The 15,799-nt window shown below is 53.0% G+C and carries 20 protein-coding genes and 2 tRNA genes; 17 read left to right on the forward strand and 5 right to left on the reverse strand.

What is annotated here, in order from left to right:
* Positions 1–10: 10 nt before the first annotated feature.
* The 4 genes from NAT21_RS06160 to NAT21_RS06175 all read left to right on the forward strand — a co-directional run bounded on the left by NAT21_RS06160 (position 11) and on the right by NAT21_RS06175 (position 2,331).
* Positions 11–727, forward strand: coding sequence for an MIP/aquaporin family protein (locus NAT21_RS06160; RefSeq protein ID WP_250936480.1), 717 nt, complete (start codon positions 11–13; stop codon positions 725–727).
* 78 nt (positions 728–805) lie between these two features.
* Positions 806–882 (forward strand) — tRNA-Val (locus tag NAT21_RS06165).
* A 22-nt stretch (positions 883–904) separates the two neighbouring features.
* Positions 905–981, forward strand: a tRNA-Val gene (locus tag NAT21_RS06170).
* A 216-nt stretch (positions 982–1,197) separates the two neighbouring features.
* Positions 1,198–2,331, forward strand: a complete 1,134-nt coding sequence (locus tag NAT21_RS06175; RefSeq protein WP_250936481.1) for a putative phage tail protein — start codon at positions 1,198–1,200, stop codon at positions 2,329–2,331.
* Between the two features lie 279 nt (positions 2,332–2,610).
* On the opposite strand, the gene NAT21_RS06180 is transcribed toward NAT21_RS06175, so the two are convergent.
* The 4 genes from NAT21_RS06180 to NAT21_RS06195 form a co-directional block, all read right to left on the reverse strand.
* Positions 2,611–3,054 carry a GAF domain-containing protein gene (locus tag NAT21_RS06180; RefSeq protein ID WP_250938010.1) on the reverse strand — a complete coding sequence of 148 codons (444 nt, stop codon included), beginning with the start codon at positions 3,052–3,054 and terminating at the stop codon, positions 2,611–2,613.
* 76 nt (positions 3,055–3,130) lie between these two features.
* Complete coding sequence (locus tag NAT21_RS06185; protein ID WP_284732724.1) at positions 3,131–3,892, reverse strand: MetQ/NlpA family ABC transporter substrate-binding protein; 762 nt, start codon at positions 3,890–3,892, stop codon at positions 3,131–3,133.
* A 97-nt stretch (positions 3,893–3,989) separates the two neighbouring features.
* Entirely contained in the window at positions 3,990–4,643 is a 654-nt protein-coding gene (locus NAT21_RS06190; RefSeq protein ID WP_250936483.1) for a methionine ABC transporter permease, read from the reverse strand.
* Positions 4,633–5,667: a methionine ABC transporter ATP-binding protein gene (locus NAT21_RS06195; protein ID WP_250936484.1), complete on the reverse strand. Its 1,035-nt coding sequence runs from the start codon at positions 5,665–5,667 to the stop codon at positions 4,633–4,635. Before NAT21_RS06195 ends, NAT21_RS06190 begins: the two co-directional genes overlap by 11 nt.
* Positions 5,668–5,952: 285 nt before the next feature.
* Here NAT21_RS06195 and NAT21_RS06200 point away from each other — a divergent pair, with 285 nt between their 5' ends.
* From NAT21_RS06200 to upp, 5 genes are all read left to right on the forward strand, one after another.
* Positions 5,953–6,567, forward strand: a complete 615-nt coding sequence (locus NAT21_RS06200; RefSeq protein ID WP_250936485.1) for a riboflavin synthase subunit alpha — start codon at positions 5,953–5,955, stop codon at positions 6,565–6,567.
* An 83-nt stretch (positions 6,568–6,650) separates the two neighbouring features.
* Entirely contained in the window at positions 6,651–7,196 is a 546-nt protein-coding gene (locus NAT21_RS06205; protein ID WP_250936486.1) for an adenine phosphoribosyltransferase, read from the forward strand.
* A 39-nt stretch (positions 7,197–7,235) separates the two neighbouring features.
* Positions 7,236–7,733, forward strand: coding sequence for a xanthine phosphoribosyltransferase (gene gpt, locus NAT21_RS06210; RefSeq protein WP_250936487.1), 498 nt, complete (start codon positions 7,236–7,238; stop codon positions 7,731–7,733).
* A gap of 3 nt (positions 7,734–7,736) precedes the next feature.
* Positions 7,737–8,441 carry a uracil-DNA glycosylase gene (ung, locus tag NAT21_RS06215; protein WP_250936488.1) on the forward strand — a complete coding sequence of 235 codons (705 nt, stop codon included), beginning with the start codon at positions 7,737–7,739 and terminating at the stop codon, positions 8,439–8,441.
* Between the two features lie 65 nt (positions 8,442–8,506).
* A complete protein-coding gene (upp, locus tag NAT21_RS06220) occupies positions 8,507–9,136 on the forward strand; it encodes a uracil phosphoribosyltransferase (protein WP_250936489.1) in 630 nt (209 codons plus the stop codon).
* A gap of 58 nt (positions 9,137–9,194) precedes the next feature.
* Here upp and NAT21_RS06225 read toward each other — a convergent pair whose 3' ends face one another.
* The gene (locus NAT21_RS06225) at positions 9,195–9,794 is read right to left on the reverse strand and encodes a cupin domain-containing protein (protein ID WP_250936490.1); all 600 of its coding nucleotides are present in this window, start codon (positions 9,792–9,794) and stop codon (positions 9,195–9,197) included.
* A gap of 88 nt (positions 9,795–9,882) precedes the next feature.
* On the opposite strand from NAT21_RS06225, the gene mobA reads away from it, so the two are divergent.
* The 8 genes from mobA to NAT21_RS06265 all read left to right on the forward strand — a co-directional run bounded on the left by mobA (position 9,883) and on the right by NAT21_RS06265 (position 15,758).
* On the forward strand, positions 9,883–10,488 hold the full coding sequence (gene mobA, locus NAT21_RS06230) for a molybdenum cofactor guanylyltransferase MobA (protein WP_250936491.1): 606 nt from the start codon (positions 9,883–9,885) through the stop codon (positions 10,486–10,488).
* Between the two features lie 57 nt (positions 10,489–10,545).
* Complete coding sequence (gene mobB / locus NAT21_RS06235; RefSeq protein WP_250936492.1) at positions 10,546–11,097, forward strand: molybdopterin-guanine dinucleotide biosynthesis protein B; 552 nt, start codon at positions 10,546–10,548, stop codon at positions 11,095–11,097.
* Positions 11,098–11,101: 4 nt separating this feature from the next.
* Complete coding sequence (gene moaC / locus NAT21_RS06240) at positions 11,102–11,899, forward strand: cyclic pyranopterin monophosphate synthase MoaC (protein ID WP_250936493.1); 798 nt, start codon at positions 11,102–11,104, stop codon at positions 11,897–11,899.
* Positions 11,900–12,349, forward strand: coding sequence for a molybdenum cofactor biosynthesis protein MoaE (locus tag NAT21_RS06245; RefSeq protein ID WP_250936494.1), 450 nt, complete (start codon positions 11,900–11,902; stop codon positions 12,347–12,349). It abuts the gene before it with no gap.
* The gene (gene moaA, locus NAT21_RS06250; protein WP_250936495.1) at positions 12,346–13,335 is read left to right on the forward strand and encodes a GTP 3',8-cyclase MoaA; all 990 of its coding nucleotides are present in this window, start codon (positions 12,346–12,348) and stop codon (positions 13,333–13,335) included. Before NAT21_RS06245 ends, moaA begins: the two co-directional genes overlap by 4 nt.
* A 90-nt stretch (positions 13,336–13,425) precedes the next feature.
* Positions 13,426–14,064 (forward strand): YrbL family protein, encoded by a 639-nt coding sequence (locus tag NAT21_RS06255; protein ID WP_250936496.1) that lies wholly within the window; start codon positions 13,426–13,428, stop codon positions 14,062–14,064.
* A gap of 17 nt (positions 14,065–14,081) precedes the next feature.
* A complete protein-coding gene (locus NAT21_RS06260; protein ID WP_250936497.1) occupies positions 14,082–14,450 on the forward strand; it encodes a histone-like nucleoid-structuring protein, MvaT/MvaU family in 369 nt (122 codons plus the stop codon).
* Between the two features lie 183 nt (positions 14,451–14,633).
* On the forward strand, positions 14,634–15,758 hold the full coding sequence (locus NAT21_RS06265) for a polysaccharide export protein (protein WP_250936498.1): 1,125 nt from the start codon (positions 14,634–14,636) through the stop codon (positions 15,756–15,758).
* The last annotated feature ends 41 nt before the right edge of the window (positions 15,759–15,799 follow it).

The raw sequence follows: 15,799 nt of genomic DNA on the forward strand, positions 1-15,799 counted from the left end.
GGCGAGCTTCATGCATGCGTTTATAGGTGAGTTTTTTGGGTCCATGACATTGATTCTCTTCGGCGATGGGGTAGTAGCGAACGTGCTGCTGCAGCGCTCGAAAGGAAAGGATGGAGGATGGATGGTGATTGCCACGGGCTGGGGGCTGGCGGTCATGGTGGCGGTCTTTGTGGCCAATGCGATGGGATCGCCGGGCGCTGATATCAATCCGGCGGTAACCGTAGCAAAGTGGGTCATGGGCATGTATACGGATCCGGCCGTTGTGGGTGGTTTCATTCTGGCCCAGATAGCCGGGTGTTTTGCCGGTGGTGTGCTGGTCTGGCTGATGTATCTGCCTCACTGGAAGGTAACCGATGATCCCGGACTCAAGCAGGCCGTTTTCTGTACGGCACCGGCGATCAACCATCCGGTCGGCAATATCATCAGTGAAGTCATCGGCACGATTGCACTGATCGTGGGGATCGGGGCGATTGTAAGTGCCGGTGATATCGCTGGCGGTATGCTGCCGTTTCTTGTGGGCGGGCTTGTATGGGCAATCGGTCTGTCGCTGGGTGGCCCTACCGGTTATGCGATCAATCCTGCACGTGATCTCGGGCCGCGACTTGCCCATGCCATACTTCCCATTGCAGGCAAGGGCGCATCCGGATGGGGCTATGCCTGGGTGCCAATTGTGGGTCCTGTACTCGGTGCGTGCATTGGTGCCTACATGTGGATGCAACTGATGTGATTATTTTGCGCTAAACGGTTGCATGAAAAGAAAAAATCCGTAGAATAGCGCATCGTTACTTGGGCATGACCCGGCAGCAGGACCGTAGCTCAGTTGGTTAGAGCGCCACGTTGACATCGTGGAGGTCAGCGGTTCAAATCCGCTCGGTCCTACCATGCTGGAAGTAATGACAAGTGAAGGACCGTAGCTCAGTTGGTTAGAGCGCCACGTTGACATCGTGGAGGTCAGCGGTTCAAATCCGCTCGGTCCTACCAGAATATTAAAAGCCCGATCCTTATGGATCGGGCTTTTTTTGTTTTTAACCCCTTCCACAAGTTGCAGACCGCTATTAATCGCGGTGCGGGGTGTAAGCCTCTCTGAAACCCGCAGTATTAAAGGCAGAAAAGTGCTGGTTTGTTAAAACTATGGATTTAAGCATCGATTCATTCTTTTGCATTTTCCTGTTTCAAGTAATTACCTGAGGAGCGCTCGTGACTGATCAGACTGCATTCGACACGATTGTTACGATCGAGCACATCGAGGCGCTGCGCGCCCATGAACCGTTGTTGGGCGGTCAGGTGGTGCAAGTGCTTTATCACACCTACTTCTGCCACGGTGGTGGGCGATTTGTGGCTTCCGATGACACATCCAGCGGGGATGACAATGGTCTTGTGATTGTCTCTCGCAAGGGATGCCGCTGGAAGCGCCTTTTAGAGCACCATGAACGGGGAAATATTCTGAATTGGGGGGCAGATCCATCAGGCGAGAAGGATAGTGCTCCTGCCTTCATGGCAGCAGTGGCCGACGAGGAAGCTCGCACTGTGGTTGTTCCTCATGAGGGCTTTTACAGGATAGGGCAAAGCGTGGATCTTGTTGGCCATGTCAGCCTTTTAGGTGGGGCGTGTGATGAGTTTGGTCAGCGGTCTGCCTATTCAAATGTGGTAGCAGGTATAGGCCTTGATGGCCCGATGTTCATTAATGTGGGCGGGAGCGTACAGGGTATTGCCTTCGATGGCTGTAATCAAAAGGGAGGCGGGCTGCATTTACTGGGTTACGGCAATGTCATCAAGGATTGTACCTTCAACTCCTTCAAGGAAGCTGTTGTCATGCCGGGTGGGGGGGAAGTCAGTCTTGTTGATAACATCTTTACTCGTACGGGCATGGCTATCCGCATTACTGGCGCTGTCACTTGTATGACAGGTCGCTTTATCCGTAACAGGTTCCAGTGTGTGCATGACTGTATTGTGGCTGAAGGTGAGCTTGTTGGTTCGAATTTTGTAGATAACAGCTTTGAACATGTTTCCGGCAAGGGCATTCATGGGCGGGTGGTGCATGACTGCTACTTTCAGGGTAACTGGTGGGAATGCCGTAATGGTGCCGAAGATGGTAGTTGTATCAGCGCGGATAATTATCAGCAGTTTTTCAATAATACGGCCTGTGCCAATTACTGTATTCATGGATGGGTCAGTATTTTCTCGGATGAAAGATGCGATAACCGCATTGGTGGCGTCATGACAGGATCCGGGCAGGTGATAGCTCGTTTACCTGTTGAACACGCCATCCAGGACGGCAGTAGTGCGTGCGGGAATGACGGGGTTATCAGCTCATCTGAAGGTGAAATGTAGAGCTGGGAAGGCAGGCTGCAATGCATTGCCGGTGACGATGGCAAAAAACCGGTGGAAGCGCATGATTTGATGTCATGCCGATTGGCCTGTCCGATTGGCGAAGCTGGCGTGCCGTGTGATGAAAATGCCCGCACTGCAACATTTGTGACTCTTTGGCAGGTGATGTGGGGCTCTGGTCATTTTACGGGAGGATCCTGTTTCTCATCCATTGATGCCTGCCAGCTTGCGCCGTGAGTACTCTCAAAAGGAAAGGGCGCTTGAGGGCGCCCTTTTTTCTGCTCAGGAAATAAAGGCTGTCTGCTGTATAAATACGCGGCACAGGGCTTCGATGCCGGCAGCATCTTCTTCAGAAAAACGGTCAGGTTCAGGGCTGTCAATGTCCAGTACTCCCCAAAGCCCGCTTTCGAGTGTGATGGGGATCACCAGCTCCGAGCGTGATGCGGCGTCACATGCAATATGGCCAGGGAAGTCATGCACATCGGCAACGCGTTGCGTTGTCAGGGTGCGAGCAGCCTTCCCGCATACGCCCTGATCGAACGGTATTGGATTGCAGGCCGGTTTGCCCTGAAAGGGACCCAGCCTCAAAACGCGGGGCTCTCGTTGAATATAAAAGCCAACCCAGTTTACGTCTTTGAGTTCCTGAAACAGGAAAGCGCTCATTTGGGCAGCATTGGTAGTAACGTCAGTGGTATCAAGCAGCGCGGCAAGTTGCTTTTCCATCATGGCATAAGACACGACTCTTTCCCTTTACAATAAAAAATGACCAGGCAGGCCTGGTCATTTTTTCGAATTTAAAGGCTTACTTCCAACCGGCAACCGCGCCGCCCTGGAAGAGCTCCTTCGCTTTCTCGACAACAGTATCCGTCTGATAGGCTTCTACCAGATGCTTGATCTTTTCACTGTTCTCATCGCCCTTGCGAACAACGATCAGGTTGACGTATGGCGAGTCTGCGCCTTCACGAATCAGTGCGCTGCTAAGTGGCAGGCCGGCAGGTTGTGAATAGGTGCTGTTGATGAAGGCCATGTCCACGTCATCCAGGGTGCGTGGCAGCTGAGCAGCGTCTATTTCGCGGAACTGGTAGTCATGCGGATTCTTTTCGATATCCATCGGCGTGGCGTTGAGGTTCGTGTTGTCCTTCAGCGTCAGCAGGCCTTCCTTGTCCATCAGGATCAGGGTGCGTCCTTCATTGGATGGATCATTGGGCAGGGCTACCGTGGCACCCTCCGGGATATCATTGATATCGGAATATTTCTTGGAATAGGCTCCGATAGGATACACAAAGGTGTTGCCGGCAATGGCGAAGTCATAACCACGGTCGTTGACCATGTTTTCAAGGTAGGGCTTGTGCTGATAGGCATTGGCATCAAGGCTGCCATCAGCCAGCGCCGCATTGGGCGAGTTGTAGTCCGTGAATTCAACAATCTGAACATCGAGATCGTACTTTTCCTTGGCTACCTTTTTGGCCGCTTCCATGACACTGGTTTCGGGGCCGGCCATGGTGCCGACCTTGACAACATTGTCATCGCTGGCGGTATCGCCGCCACAGCCTGCAAGGGTCATGGTGCCAAGCGTAACGGCAGCCAGTGCCATGGAACGAAGTGGAAAACGCATAGTAAGTACTCTCCCTGCGAGTAAAAAGGTGAAGGCTTGCCGCCTTCTACTTATGACTGGCCTTTTTGACCAGTTGATCACCCAGTGTCTGGATGCCCTGGACCATGATCACCAGAATGGCCACGGTGATAAGCATGATGACGGGTTCGAAGCGATTGTAGCCGTATCGAATGCCGACATCGCCCAGGCCGCCGCCACCCACTGCACCTGCCATGGCGGAATAGCTGATCAGCGTCACGGCAGTAATGGTGAAGCTGGTAATGATGCCACCCTTTGCCTCGGGAATCAGAACCTTGGTCATTATCTGCCAGGGGGATGCCCCCATTGCCTGGGCTGCCTCGATCAATCCGGAGGGGATCTCGTTGAGCGCACCCTCGATCAGGCGAGCAACAAAGGGAATGGCAGCGATTGTCAGGGGAACCATTGCCGCATTGGTACCGATGGAGGTGCCGGCGATCAGTCGCGTAAAGGGAACGATGGCAACCATGAGAATGATGAAGGGAATGGAGCGCCCGATATTAACGATGGCACTGATGATTAAAAAGGCCGGTGGGCATGCCAGGAAGCGGCCCGGACGAGTGGTATAAAGAGCCAGCCCCAGCGCCAGTCCCAGTACGCCGGAAATCAGCCCGCTGATCAGTACCATGTAAAGGGTCTGCAGTGTTGCCTGGCCAATCAATGTCATCATGCTACTCGACATATCCCAGTACCTCCGTGGTCAGTTGCATGGATTCAAGGTGGGCGAGTGCTGTTTGAATCTGGTGAGGACTGCCTCTGAATTCGGCGATCATCAGCCCCAGAGTGTGGCCCTGAATGTCTTCGATTCTTGCCTGCAGGATGCTGATGTCGAGTTCGAATTCTCGTGCCAGCTGCGAGATCAGCGGTGAAGAGACATTCTCGTCGTTGAAGACCAGCCTGACGATGGGGTGAGGTTTATCCGGCGCGCTGCTTTCCAGGCGTTCGCGCAGGGAGCGTGGCGGCTCGATACGCAGAAAGTCTTCCAGAAAGGCGCGCCCCAGCTCGGTACCCGGCCGCGTAAAGAAGGGGCCGACACGAGAGGTTTCCACCAGACGCCCATCACTGATCAGTGCCACGCTGTCGCAGATCGATTTAACGACTTCCATCTCATGTGTAATCAGCAGGATTGTCAGCCCCAGTTCCTGGTTGATCTCACGCAATAATTCAAGAATCGAGGTTGTTGTCTGAGGGTCAAGCGCTGATGTTGCTTCATCGCACAGCAGTACCTTGGGTCGACTCGCCAGCGCTCGTGCAATGGCTACACGCTGTTTCTGCCCGCCGGAAAGCGCTGATGGATAGTTGTCACGCTTGTCGGTCAGGCCGGTCAGCTCAAGCAGGGGCGTAATGCGCTGCTGGATTGCCGCCTTGTCGAGTCCCATGAGTTCCAGAGGAAAGGCGATATTACGGTAGACCGTACGGGAATCCAGCAAATTGAAATGCTGAAATATCATTCCAATATCGTGGCGTGCCTTTCTAAGGCCCTGTTCATCGAGGCAGGTCAGATCCTGACCGTCAACCCATACCTTGCCGCTGGTGGGGCGTTCAAGAAGATTGACGCAGCGGATCAGGGTGCTTTTGCCCGCTCCGGATACTCCAATGACGCCTGTAATACTTCCTTCGGGGACGTGAAGCTCCACATCCTGCAGGGCAGCAACCGCTGATTGGCCGGAGCCATAGAATTTACTGAGATGTTCAAGTCGTATCATGGTGCCTGAGGGAAACCCTGTTCTTGAATGGGTGTTTGAGCATAAAAAAAGCCACCCGTGAAGGGTGGCTCAACGCTGGACACACCCTTTTAGCAGTATTTGATAATGCGCCCCGCAATCCAGGTACAAATCGGCGCTAAAATTGGAGCGCAATCTTAGGAGGCTCGTCTCGCCCTGTCAACGCGTGGCAGAATGGCAAGTATACACGGTTGTAGTGGGCTAAAGGGCGGTCACTGGCCGGATACATGGATAGGCCTTATTCAAAAACATGCGGGGAAGAGTGCGATGTTTACAGGAATCGTTCAAGGATGTGCCGAGGTAGTGAGCGTTGAGTTGCTGCCCGGACTTTCCCGGCTTGGCCTGCGCCTGCCGGAGCATATGCTGGAGGGTCTGGAGCTCGGGGCATCGGTGTCGGTTGATGGATGCTGCCTCAGCGTGACATCGATGAATGGGGCGATAGTCACATTTGATCTGATGCGGGCAACGCTGCACCTGACGACACTTGAAAAGTGCGAGCCTGGTCATCTTCTCAATGTCGAACGCGCGGCTCGATTCGGTGAGGATATCGGAGGGCATTTGATGTCCGGACATATTTCATGTCGTGCCACCATCACCGAGCTGGATGTGGCGCCCAATAACCTCCGTATCTGGTTTAGTGTGCCGGACGGATTTCAGCGCTTTATTCTGGACAAGGGATATATTGGTATTGATGGCATCAGCCTGACCGTGGGAGCGCTGCGTGAAGGCGCCTTTTGCGTCAATTTGATTCCGGAAACGATGGCGCGTACCACGCTGGCTGACAAGGAAATGGGGGATGAGGTCAATATCGAAATTGATCCTCAGACTCAGGCGATCGTGGAAACCGTTGAGCGAGTGCTCAAGACACGCAGTATGGTTTGATCGGCTCGATTAAAACGCCCGTTTTGGGTAGTATGCTCGGTTTTTCATCCGGTATGGATCGATATAGGGAAGGTGCTCGACGAATGAGTATTTACGGTGACTACATCAAGTCGGTGATTCGTACCGTGCCTGACTGGCCGCAGGAAGGTGTCAATTTCCGCGATATTACGCCGCTTTTGCAGAACAGTTCGGCCTTCAGGAAACTGATTGACAGTTTTGTACATCGCTATCAGGAGCTTGATCTGGATGCGATTGCTGCGATCGATGCGCGTGGCTTCATTATCGGCGCGCCACTGGCATATGAGCTGGGCTGCAGCTTTGTACCGGTACGAAAGAAAGGCAAGTTGCCGTTCAAGACCATCAGTGAAACCTACTCGCTGGAGTATGGCCATTCATCGGTTGAACTGCACTCTGATGCCTTTCAGAAAGGGGATCGAATCCTTGTGATGGACGATTTGATCGCCACCGGCGGCACCATGCTGGCAGCGGCCAAACTGATACAGCGCAGTGGTGGACAGGTGGTGGAAACCGCCACGATTGTAGATCTTCCCGAGCTGGGTGGGTCCCGCAGGATTCGTGAAGAAGGCCACAACGTCTTTGCGGTATGCAGTTTTCTGGAAAGTGAGTAAAAGTAATTGTCATGACAGATACATTGGCGCGGAGTGTCCATGAGTACTGAACGTTATCAAGCACACCTGACTATTTCATGGGATCGCCTGCATCGTGATGTACGCGCTCTTTGCCATGGATTGCTGGCCCGGCAAACCTCTTTCAAGGGGATTATTGCCATTACGCGGGGCGGGTTGATACCGGCAGCTCTGGTTGCGCGCGAACTTGATGTCCGGTTGATCGATACCATATGCATCAAAAGCTATGACCATATGGATCAGGGCGGCCTTCAGGTACTGAAAGGCATCGACCATGATGGTGACGGCTGGCTGCTGATCGATGACCTTGTGGACACCGGCAAGACCGCTCGCGCGGTACGTGACATGCTGCCCCGTGCCTTTTTTGCCACCATTTATGCCAAGCCCGAAGGCAAGCCGCTGGTGGATTATTGCCTTGAAGATGTGGGGCAGGATACCTGGATTCAGTTTCCCTGGGATATGGGGCTTTCCTATATCGAGCCGCTGGTGTCTCGCCAGCATGGTGAGCCGGAGTCCTGAGTCATGCCCAACCCGCTGCCGCCGAGCTGGAAGCGCCATCTTGGAGATGAGCTGGAAAAGCCTTACATGCAAGCGCTTCGCCATTTTCTGGCCGAAGAGAAAGAGGCTCGCAAGGTGATCTATCCGCATTCCGCTCACTGGTTTGATGCCTTTCACCTTACGCCGCTTGATCAGGTCAAGGTTGTTATCCTCGGACAGGATCCTTATCACGGCCCGGGTCAGGCACATGGATTATGCTTTTCCGTGCGGCCAGGTGTCCGGGTGCCACCGTCGCTGGTCAATATCTATAAGGAATTGCAGGCGGATGCGGTTGATTTCGAGCCGGTCAATCATGGCTTTCTGGAAGCCTGGGCCCGGCAGGGGGTGCTGATGCTCAATAGTGTGCTGACTGTAGAGCAGGGGCAGGCTGCTTCGCATCGAAATCAGGGGTGGGAAACCTTTACCGATCAGGCGATCGGCACTGTCAACCAAATGTGTGATCACGTGGTGTTCATACTGTGGGGCAGCTATGCCCAGAAAAAGGCTGCCTTTGTTGATCAGGAGAAACACCTCGTGCTTCATGCACCGCACCCCTCACCGTTGTCGGCCCATCGCGGCTTTCTTGGGTGCCGGCATTTTTCAAAAGCCAATCAGTTTCTGACTGAGCATGATATTGCGCCAGTGGACTGGCGGTTGCCGACAGTGCCCGATACGGCCACTACAGCATGAACGGCACGGACATGATCTCGTTTATGCATGATACTAACGTCAAATATATCTAAAGAGGACGCCGCATGAGCGTACATGAAATCGATCACCCACTGATCAAGCACAAGCTTGGCTTGATGCGTACAGCTCGTGTCAGTACCAAGAACTTTCGCGAGCTGGCCTCCGAAGTCGCAGAACTGCTGACCTATGAGGCTACCAAGGGGTTTGAAGTCGAGAAAACCATGGTGGATGGCTGGAGTGGCCAGCAGATCGAAGTCGAACACATCAAGGGCAAGAAGGTCACGATTGTCCCGATACTTCGTGCCGGCCTGGGCATGATGGACGGTGTCATGGCATTGCTCCCCAGTGCACGTATCAGTGTCGTGGGACTGTACCGTAACGAAGACACGCTTGAACCAGTGCCTTATTTCGAGAAATTCGTCAGTGATCTCGATGAGCGTCTGGCAATTGTCATTGACCCAATGCTTGCCACCGGCGGGTCAATGGTTGCCACCATTGATATGCTCAAGGCCAAGGGGTGTACGCAGATCAAGGTGATTGTACTTGTAGCAGCCCCGGAAGGAATAGAGCGGGTAGAGAAGGCCCATCCTGATGTCGAAATCTACACCGCTTCGGTAGATGAGCGGTTGGATGAAGCCGGCTACATCGTGCCTGGTCTTGGCGATGCGGGTGACAAGATTTTTGGAACGCGCTGATTTCGGCGTGTTGTGAATGTCAAGAAGCGCTCATGCCTGTCATGAGCGCTTTTTTTTGTCAGGTCGACTCACTGCCATGATGGCGGAGGCCTTCTGAAAAGGAGGGCGGGGTATTGGCGCTGACAATGATGCAGGTGACGTTACTGGTATTGCGAAACCGGTGTGGCAGGGTAGAGTCGAAGTAATAGCCATCTCCCTTTGACAGGTGCCGGCTTTCGCCGTCCACGGTCAGTTCTATTTCGCCTTCTACGATGACGCCGCCTTCCTCGCCTTCATGAGCAAGCATGTCGTCACCGGTGTCTGCTCCTGGCGGATAGTGCTCGTGAAGGATGGTCATTTTGCGGTTGCGCCTCGAGGCTCCAATCAGTCTGAATGACAAATGACCATCACCAAGCTCGGCAAGTTCATCGGCATGGTAGAAGAAGCGGTAGTGTTCTGCGGGTTCATCGGTAAAGAAATCGTTGAGAGATACCGGAATGGCGTCCAGTATCTTGCGCAGTGAGCTGACGGAGGGGCTGACATTATTGAGCTCTATCAGCGAGACGGTGCTGTTGGTCACGCCGGCACGCTTGGCCAGTTCCCGCTGTGAGAGATTGTGATGTTGTCGCAGCTGCTTCAGACGTTTGCCAACGTCCATCACCGGAGGCTTTTCTTGCATGAGTAGAGAAATGTCCTGTAGGGGTGGCTATGTTAAAGCGTTTTTCTTTTCGAACAGGATAACGCGTTGATTTAAGGTGATGTAGCCCATGAGCGAGAGATTTGATCCGGCGGCGCATTCTATCAGTGGGCTGATCCTGGCAGGTGGGCAGGCGCGTCGACTCGGTCATGTAGACAAGGGGCTTGTCAGGATCGGGTCGCGCGAGATGGTGCGCCATGTTGCAGCCGCGCTTGTGCCCCTGGTAAACAATGTTCTTGTCAGTGCCAATCGCTCCATCGATGTCTATCACACGCTGGGGCTGGATGTTGTCGAGGACTGTGTCGGCGAGTCTGCCGGCCCATTGGCGGGTATGCATGCCGGACTCAGTGCCAGTGAGTGTGCGTGGGTACTGGTCGTTCCCTGTGACGTGCCGCTGATCACCACGCCTGTTCTCGAACAGCTTTGCCGCGCAGCAACCGAGTCGCATGTCGATATTGCCTATGCCTGTGACAGTGAGCGTAGCCACCCTGCCGTGGCCATGGTGCGTTCCTGCCTGGTGGAAGACCTTGAAAAATTCCTGAATGCGGGGGGGCGCCGCATTCTGGCCTGGTATGAACGTCATGCCGTGATTGAGGTGAATGTTTCGGCTACTCATGAATTCATGAACGTGAATACGCCAGCGGATGTCGAGCTGGTCGCCAGATACTTGAGTTGAAAAGTCAGGTATCTGCTACAATGGTTAGCATGCTTTCAATATTGCCGGGGTGTCGTCTTGCCACATGACAGTAGTCCAGCGCCGGTAGTCACCCTGGGTATTTCGGGATTCAGCAACAGCGGAAAAACCACGTTGATCGAAGCAATGATCTCACGCATGACGGGGCCATCCTGCATTGTCGTTGTTATCAAGCATTCGCATCATCATGTGGTTCCCTTTCAGCTTGGTTCCGACAGTGAACGCTTTCGCTCTGCAGGGGCCAGCGATGTGCTTTTGAGTGCTGCCAACGGGCTTGAGCAGCAGGGGCAATGGTGCCCCGGCGTTTTGCCAACGCTGAAGGAACTTTTGAACTATGCTGGCAAATCTGCTCCTGATCTTGTACTGCTCGAAGGGTTCAAGGACGTGGCGGGTTTGCCACGGCTGTGGCTGCACCGGGGAAATCATCTGCCTTCCGAGCAGGAAGAAGCGTACCTGGCCAGGTCGCTGGCGGTAGTCACCGATTATCCCGCATTGTTTCCTGCGTTGACACGATTACCCCTCGACAACCCTGACGAAGTGGCGCGCTGGGTTCAGCTCTGGCGGGCAGGTTTTACATCAACGAATGAGTAGGTAAATGTCCCTGACACATATCAATCACCGCGGTGAGGCTCACATGGTCGATGTGGGCGACAAGTCGGTTACTTCACGTTCCGCTACGGCAACAGGCTTTATAACCATGCAGCCGAATACGTTACAGCTGCTGGTTGATGGGGCGCTTCCCAAGGGCGATGTGTTGGCAACGGCACGAATTGCCGGCATTCAGGCCGCCAAAAGAACGTCTGACTTGATTCCATTGTGTCATCCATTGCCCTTGACGCATGTCAGTATCGACATGGATATCGATATGACCAAAGGGGGTATTCATGTGATGGCGACATGCCGTACTGATGGCAAGACGGGTGTTGAGATGGAGGCATTGACGGCAGTCAGTGCTACATGTCTTACCCTGTTCGATATGTGCAAGGCTGTAGATCGTCGTATGGTGATTGGTGACATTCGTGTAAATGAAAAGACCGGCGGCAAGAGCGGTAGCTGGAGCAGGGAGGATACTGTCGCACCAGGGAATGCGGTACCCGAGGAAAAGGAGGATGCTGCTGGCAGCAGTATGTCGACAGCGCTGCTGTGTGTTCGGTTCTTTGGTGAGGCGCGTGATCATGCTCGGGCCGGCATGCTGGATATCAATATTGAAGCCGTCGAGCCATTGACCGTTGCAGGGCTGAAAGCCTGCCTGATCGCTCGGGGGGACTTTGATCCCTCTCGCCTCCAGGCAGGGCGTCTGATGGTCGCTGTCAATCAAAAAATGACCAGTGAAGACCATCTCCTTTCCCCGGGTGATGAAGTTGCCTTTTTCCCACCTGTAACCGGGGGCTGAATGATCCGTATCCAGCAGGAACCCTTTGATGTATCTCATGAGTATGACGTACTGGTGGGCGAAACAGGCAGTATTGGCGCGGTAGTCAGTTTCGTGGGTCGTGTCAGGGACCTGGCCGATGAACAGGTCTGTGGGCTTACGCTTGAACATTATCCGGGCATGACGGAAAGCGTGCTGGCTGAACTTGTTGACGATGCCATGATCCGGTGGTCACTTGAGGGCGTCAGTGTGATTCATCGCACAGGCTACCTGGGGCGTGGAGAAGATATTGTTCTCGTCATGACCGCATCCGCGCATCGCCACGCAGCGTTCGAAAGCTGTGACTACATCATGGATCATCTGAAGACCAGGGCGCCTTTCTGGAAAAAAGAGCACACGCAGGAAGAGGTCTGCTGGGTTGCTGCAAAAGAGCTGGATGACAAGGCCGTGTCCAGATGGAGAGATAAATGAGTAGCTTGATTGACGGCTTTGATCGCAGGATCCGTTATGTTCGCATTTCGATTACTGACCGCTGTGATTTTCGCTGTGTGTACTGCATGAGCGAAGAGATGGAGTTTCTTCCTCGAAGCCAGGTGTTGTCCATTGATGAGCTGGCTTTTGTGGCGGAGGCATTTGCATCACTGGGTGTGGAAAAGATTCGTTTGACCGGGGGAGAGCCACTGGTCAGGCGCGGTGTCAGTGATCTTGTCAGCCGCATCGGCAAGTTGCCGGGTGTGCGCGATCTTGCGATGACGACCAACGGGTCAATGCTGGACCGATACGCCGAGGAACTTCGGCAGGGCGGGCTGGACCGGCTCAACATCAGTCTCGATTCGCTCAGGCCCGATCGCTTCAAGGCACTCACACGTACGGGTGATCTGAACAAGGTATTGGCGGGGATGAGAGCGGCCAAAAAGGCCGGGTTTGAACACATCAAGCTCAATGCCGTTATCCTCAAAAATCGCAATGATGATGAAATCCTTGATCTTGTGCAGTTTGCCTGTAACGAAGGGATTGATATTTCCTTTATCGAGGAGATGCCTCTGGGAGACGTGTCAGACCATCGTCGTGATGAGACATTCATGTCCAACGACGAAGTTCGCGCCCGTATCGAGGAAAGGTATGACTTGCTTCCCCTGGCTGAAACAACGCTGGGGCCTTCGCGATACTATCGACTGGTCGGCGAGGGCAGCAAGATTGGCTTCATATCCCCGCACTCGCATAATTTCTGCGCCGACTGCAATCGGGTACGGGTAACTGTCGAGGGTAGATTGTTACTATGCCTGGGTAATGAGCATTCGGTTGACCTCAAGCAGGTGATCAGGGAGTATCCAGGCAACCTTGAATACCTGAAGCAGACAATAGTCGATGCCATGTCGCTCAAGCCCGAGCGCCACCATTTCACGACAGATGGTGATGTCCAGGTTGTTCGAATGATGAACATGACCGGGGGGTAGGTAGTGATGGGGACGTGCAGCCTGCCGGTACAAGGCAGCAGCTTCAGGTACAGACCTGTTTTATTGGTGGCTTGATTTGGTGCACCTGTCTTGAATTCTTCTGCTTTTGAACAATATCTGAGTACTGCCGTCCCGATAGGCAAGGGGAATGATCGCGTGGTATATCGATTACCAGCCTGTCCAGAGCGGTGTATAAAACTGCCTCGCTACCCTTTGCGAGGCAGTGAACAAAGTCGACGTGAAAAAAAATACTTCGAACGACTTGAAGCTCGTGGCATCCCTTACTGGGAATATATCCCGCGATATCATGGTGCAATGGTAGTAGGAAATCATGGTGAAGGGCTCATCTATGATCTGATTCTCGATAAGGAGGGTGGCGTCGCCAGAACCATACGCCATTACCGGTCCAATCAATTTGACGTTTTCCAGGGCGATGCCTTTTGCAGGGCTTTTGAAGCATTATGTGTTTTCCTGATGAACTACTGGATTGTTCCTTCCGACATAAATGATCGAAATATTGTATGTGTTTTTACTGATCAAGAAGGGTGCCGTCTTTACTTGATTGATGGTGTATCCAATCCTGCGCTATTTCCTATAGCAAATTATTCTTCCTGGTTTGCCAGAAGAAGGATAAGGAAAAGATTAATAAAGTTGGCCGGGAAATTTAAAAACTATGGGTTGATCAACAATAAGCAATGCAATATTATTATTGAAAAATTAACCCTGTGAGCTTTGAGAGTAAAATCATGTCTCTTTTGAATCAATATATGGAAAAAGAGCAGCTTTTGAAAAAGCTGCAGGATGAGCTCAGTTCGCTTGAGCAGGATCAGCGGCTCAAGAAGGAGCTTGAGTTCAAGTCCCGGCTTGAATCCCTGATGGATGAATATGACAAGCGCTCCGAGCATGTTATCGAGCTGCTCAGCCCGGGTGGCGCAGGCGCCAGTGCCAAGTCGGCACCGGCCAGCACTACCCAGCGTAAAAAAAGAAAACTGAAAGTATATAAAAATCCTCATACGGGTGAAGTTGTTGAAACTCGTGGGGGGAATCAAAAAACCCTGAAAGTATGGAAAGAAGAGTTTGGCCCCGAAACGGTAGAGTCCTGGCTTCAGGATTGAATGTTCAAAAAGGCGCCGCAGGCGCCTTTTTTTGATGTGATCGAAACGGCATATGCCTTGCCACCCCTTTCTGATATCGTACCCTCAAATTTAATCCCCATGCGCCGTTATGATCTCCATGTGAATATCCGCAGTTTCGGGGTGTGTGTTGAATGGCTTTTCAAAGGATAGTGAGCTGACCCAATGAAAAAAATATACGGTTGTGCGGTACTGAGTTCAGCGCTTCTGCTGGGCGGCTGTGTGATGGCTCCTGGTGGCGATATTGATTACAGCGCCGATCAGGGCCCGTCCATGGACGAGCATGTCGAAGTAAAAGGGATTACCTTTGACCTGATCCGGCAGCAGGAAGCCGAGCGCAAGAAAGTCGAGTCTCAGCAAACCGACAACAAGACCGTCTCACTGGACTTTGCCAATAAGCTGAGTTCATACGAGTATGAGATTGGTCGCGGTGATATTCTTAATATTATCGTATATGATCACCCGGAACTGACTATCCCGGCAGGTGCAGAGCGTAGCTCGAGCGACTCCGGTTATGTGGTACAGCGTGATGGCACCATTTTCTATCCCTATGTTGGTCGCATTCGCGTAGAGGGCAAGAGCGTTACTCAGGTGCGCAGCATTATCTCATCTGCACTGCAGGACTACGTGGCCGACCCGCAGGTGAATGTCAATATTGCCAGTTATCGTGCCAAGAAGGCGTATGTTACCGGCCGAGTACAAAATCCGGGGCCGCAGCCAATTACCAACATACCGCTGACGCTGGTTGATGCGGTAACCCAGGCCGGTGGTGTTACCAACGAAGCCGACTGGCACCATATTGTCCTGACGCGTCATGGCAAGCGCCAGGTTATTTCCCTTTACGATCTGCTCGAAGACGGTTATCAGGGCATCAACGGACTTATTCAGGACGGGGATATTATTCACGTACCTGATGTAGGCAGCCAGAAAGTATATGTAATGGGTGAGGTCAATCGTCCCCAGGCATTGCCGATGGGTGGCTATAACCTCAGCTTGACTGACGCCATCGCCCAGTCTGGCGGTATTGATGAGCTTCAGGCGCAGCCTTCCGGAATCTTTGTCATTCGTCGTAATGCTGATTCCGATACATCCGGCAAGGAAGCAACGGTTTATCAGCTGGATATTTCCAACTCGGCTGCCTTTGTTCTGGGTACGGAATTCGAACTTCAGCCGAAGGATATTGTCTACGTGACGGCAGCGCCTCTGGCGCGCTGGAACAAGGTTATCAGCCTGCTGCTGCCCAGCACCAATATCACGCGTCAGGGAACCAGTATCAACAACGACTTCTAACGTGACGATAATAAGGCGCCCGCTGCATTTCGCAGCGAGCG

It is taken from the genome of Larsenimonas rhizosphaerae (assembly GCF_023700005.1).
GTDB lineage: Bacteria > Pseudomonadota > Gammaproteobacteria > Pseudomonadales > Halomonadaceae > Larsenimonas > Larsenimonas rhizosphaerae.